The sequence below is a fragment of the Pseudomonas juntendi genome, assembly GCF_009932375.1.
GTDB classification, from domain to species: domain Bacteria; phylum Pseudomonadota; class Gammaproteobacteria; order Pseudomonadales; family Pseudomonadaceae; genus Aquipseudomonas; species Aquipseudomonas juntendi.
On record NZ_BLJG01000467.1, the window covers coordinates 1 to 487 of the forward strand.

Annotated in this window: 1 protein-coding gene; it reads left to right on the top strand. The window is 61.6% G+C overall.

The genetic code is table 11. The annotated features are described in order from the left end of the window. Nucleotides 1-31: 31 nt before the first annotated feature. The coding region (locus GYA94_RS26765) for a DMT family transporter (protein WP_161893465.1) at nt 32-487 on the top strand (456 nt) is incomplete at its 3' end.

The window sequence follows — 487 nt, forward strand, 5'->3', positions numbered from 1 at the left end:
AATCGCCACCACGGGCTTGATCGAGGACTTTATGCATACCACTTCCGGCCGCTGGGGCTACGGCCTGTTCCTGGCACTCTTGACGGCGCTGCTCTGGGGCATTCTGCCGATCAAGCTCAAGCAGGTACTGCAAGTGGTCGACCCGATCACCGTCACCTGGTACCGCTTGCTGGTCTCGGGCGGCCTGCTGTTTGCCTGGCTGGCGGCCCAGCGGCGGTTGCCCTCCATTCGTAAACTGCCAGCAAAGGGCAAGGGCTTGGTGGCCGTTGCGGTCTTCGGCTTGATGGGCAACTACGTGCTGTACCTGATCGGGCTCAACCTGCTAAGCCCAGGTACTGCACAGTTGGTGGTGCAGATTGGCCCGGTGTTGTTGCTGGTGGCCAGTGTGTTCGTATTCCGTGAGCGTTTCAGCCTGGGGCAGGGTGTAGGGCTGCTGGTGCTGCTGGCGGGGTTTGGCCTGTTCTTCAACCAGCGCCTGGACGAACTG